This is a genomic window from Leuconostoc sp. (assembly GCF_965300815.1).
In genome coordinates this window covers 1-3,327 of sequence record NZ_CBDKZH010000132.1, presented here as the reverse complement: position 1 = coordinate 3,327, position 3,327 = coordinate 1, and the positions used below count along the sequence as shown (strand labels likewise).

The following is a 3,327-nucleotide window of genomic DNA, read 5'->3' as shown; positions in this document are numbered from 1 at the left end:
ACGAATTTCACCGATATTGGTCTTACCTATAATCCCATCACCCACTATCTCACGATTGTCAGCGTGCTAGATAACATGATTAAAGGCGCGGCCGGCCAAGCCATTCAAAATATGAATCATCTGTACGATTTTGAGGAAACGACTGGCTTAAACCTGATTGCCCAATACGCTTAACCCAACAACGAGGAGACAACATGCCCGAAACACTGACCGCCCCATTCACAACCTTATCTCATCCCAGCATTGCCGCGCCAAAAGGCTTTCACGCCGACGGGCAACATGTTGGTTTAAAACACAAAGCTAAAGATTTGGGCTGGCTCATCAGTGATGTGCCCGCTGCGGTAGCCGGCGTGTTTACAACCAACCAAGTCCAAGCCGCCCCCGTCCAAGTGACCAAAAAAACCATTCAAAACAGCCAACTACAAGCGATCATTGTCAATTCCGGTAATGCCAACGCCGTGACTGGGCAAATTGGTTTGACGCACGCCAAAATGATGCAAACAACGACCGCGGACAAGTTGGGGATTGCGCCCAACTTGGTGGGGGTTGCATCAACTGGTGTTATCGGGCAAATACTTCCCATTGATACCGTGACCGCAGGCATCCACCAACTTCAGCATGACGGTGACCCCCAAGGGTTTGCCCACGCCATTATGACCACGGATACCAACGAAAAGGCCGTGACCATTCAAGGCACCATTGCCGGAAAACGCGTCACGATGAGCGGCGTCGCAAAAGGTTCCGGTATGATTCATCCCAACATGGCCACCATGCTTGGGTTTATCACCACGGATGCTAATATTCCCAGTTCGCTATTGCAACAAGCCTTGTCAGAAGATGTCGAGACGAGTTTTAATCAAATCACCATTGATGGCGATACCAGCACCAACGACATGGTCTTAGTCATGGCCAATGGTCAAGCTGACAATCCGCTAATTGCCCAAGACGACGCGGTCTACGAACAGTTTAAGGCGATGTTGCATCACGTGACCACGACGCTGGCCATTGCGATTGCCAACGATGGCGAAGGGGCAACGAAACTCATCACCGTCACGGTTTCACACGCCCAATCAGCGACTGCCGCCCGACTGACTCATTGCCAAAAAAGTCGTCGGCTCATCATTGGTCAAAACCGCCATGTTTGGTAAAGATCCCAATTGGGGTCGGATTATTGCCGCCATTGGCGCCGCAGAAACGGCTATTTCCCCAGATACCATTGCCATCAGCATTAATGACTACCCAGTCATGCAAGCTGGCGCCCCTGTTGCCTTTAACCAGACAGCACTGGCAAACTCACTAGAAGACCCGCACATCACGATTCAAATCGACCTCAACAACGGGGCGGCCACCGGTCAAGCCTGGGGCTCAGATTTGACGTATGACTATGTGAAAATTAACGCCCTCTATACCACGTAAGCAACACCAAGGAGCGACGCGATGACCCAAAAATACATCATTAAAATTGGCGGTAATGCCGCCCAACAGCTCACCCCCACGTTTTTTGAGACGATTAAACATTGGCAAAAACAGCATATTCAAGTCGCCATTGTCCACGGCGGTGGCGATCAGATTTCTCATTTGATGACGCAATTCAATGAACCAGTGCAAAAGTTTAACGGTATTCGGGTCACCACCGCGCAAGGCCTTCATATCACACAAATGGCGCTCCTCGGCCAAGTGCAACCAGCGCTAACCGAAGCCTTTCGTCAACACGGCATCGCGGCCATCGGACTTAATGCCGGTAGCAATCAGCTGTTAACCGGCCATGTGTTGGATCAGGCACTTTATGGCTATGTGGGCGTTATTCACCAGGTTAACACCCAGCTCATTCAACAACTTTGGCAGCAAAATTTAATCCCAATTATTGCCCCCCTTACCATGACCAATGACGGCCAGTGGTTAAATGTCAACGCTGACCACGCCGCCACCGCCATTGCTAAACAACTCCACGCTGATGCGCTGTATTTACTCACTGACGTTGCTGGGGTGAAAGTCAGTGGTTGCTTATTACAAGCACTTACCCCAAAAACAGCGCAACAATTAACCGCTGATCACCTCGCCACTGGTGGCATGATTCCAAAAATCAACAGTGCCTTAAGTGCAGTCAAACGCGGCGTCCATCATGTCCATATCACCAACACCGTCACCCAACCAGGGACGGTCGTCACACTTTAACAAGGAGTACCTTATGACCCTCTTTCCGAATTATCATCGCGCACCCGTGACTTTTACCCAAGCACAAAATGCCACTTTGTTTGACGACCAAGGCCAAGCCTATAGTGATTTAACCAGCGGCATTGGCGTCTATAACATTGGCGCAACCCACCCCAAAGTCGTGGCGGCCCTGACGCAGCAAGCCGAAAAAATATGGCATATCCCCAATTTATATCAAAATCCTTTGCAAGAGGCCGTGGCCCAACAACTCGGTGGACCGGACTACACTGCTTACTTTGCCAACTCCGGTGCCGAAGCCAATGAAGCAGCGATTAAACTCGCACGTCTGGTAACCGGTAAATCAACGATTATCTCGTTTACCAATTCGTTTCACGGTCGGACGTATGCTGCGATGTCAGCCACCGGCCAAGACAGTATTCATGCTGGCCTACCCATGTTGACCGGCTTTACTTACGCGAAATTCAACGATATTACCAGCGTCAAAGCACTGATCACCGACGATACGGCGGCCATTATGTTAGAACTCGTTCAAGGTGAAGGTGGCGTTTTCCCCGCTGATCCAGCCTTTGTCGCTGAGTTAGTGGCTTTAGCCCAGACAAATGGCATTTTGTTACTGGTTGATGAAGTCCAGACAGGCATGGGCCGAACTGGCACAAGATTTGCTTTTGAACAATATGGTTTCACGCCAGATATTTTTACCACTGCTAAAGGATTAGCCAACGGCATTCCCGTCGGCGCCATGTTAGCGAAAAATGAATTCGCCCCTGCTTTGGCCTATGGTACCCACGGTTCCACTTTTGGCGGCAATCCCTTAGCCATGTCCGCCGCGCAAGCGACCTTGACGGTCTTGGATGACGTGTTACCAACCTTGGCAGAGAAAATCGCTTTATTTTGGGATAAATTAGCGGAATTTAAAACCTTAGCAGTCGTTGATGACGTCCGCGGGTTGGGGATGATGGCTGGTATTGCACTCACGGTGCCTGTCGAACAAGTCGTCGCTGATCTTTTAGCAGCACATATTATTGTTTTATCTGCCGGCCACAATACGTTACGCCTGCTGCCACCGTTGACAATTCCCACCGCTCAACTTTTGGAAACGTTGGATAACATTAAAATTCAACTTGATAAAATTTAGTTGTTGACAATTAATTC

2 protein-coding genes and 2 pseudogenes are annotated in these 3,327 nt (G+C 49.8%); all 4 read left to right on the top strand.

Annotation, left to right across the window (positions count from 1 at the left end; genetic code table 11):
* Positions 1-174 (top strand): annotated as a pseudogene (locus ACW12G_RS07215) (N-acetyl-gamma-glutamyl-phosphate reductase); the annotation flags it as partial.
* A 20-nt stretch (positions 175-194) separates the two neighbouring features.
* Positions 195-1,416: pseudogene (gene argJ / locus ACW12G_RS07210) on the top strand (bifunctional glutamate N-acetyltransferase/amino-acid acetyltransferase ArgJ).
* Between the two features lie 21 nt (positions 1,417-1,437).
* Positions 1,438-2,175, top strand: a complete 738-nt coding sequence (argB, locus tag ACW12G_RS07205) for an acetylglutamate kinase (RefSeq protein WP_455646387.1) — start codon at positions 1,438-1,440, stop codon at positions 2,173-2,175.
* Positions 2,176-2,188: 13 nt separating this feature from the next.
* The gene (locus tag ACW12G_RS07200) at positions 2,189-3,310 is read left to right on the top strand and encodes an acetylornithine/succinylornithine family transaminase (protein WP_455647631.1); all 1,122 of its coding nucleotides are present in this window, start codon (positions 2,189-2,191) and stop codon (positions 3,308-3,310) included.
* Positions 3,311-3,327: the final 17 nt, after the last annotated feature.

Coding starts and splice junctions, on each gene's coding strand:
- argB (WP_455646387.1), top strand. CDS start 1,438: ATGACCCAAAAATACATCATTAAAATTGGCGGTAATGCCGCCCAACAG.
- ACW12G_RS07200 (WP_455647631.1), top strand. CDS start 2,189: ATGACCCTCTTTCCGAATTATCATCGCGCACCCGTGACTTTTACCCAA.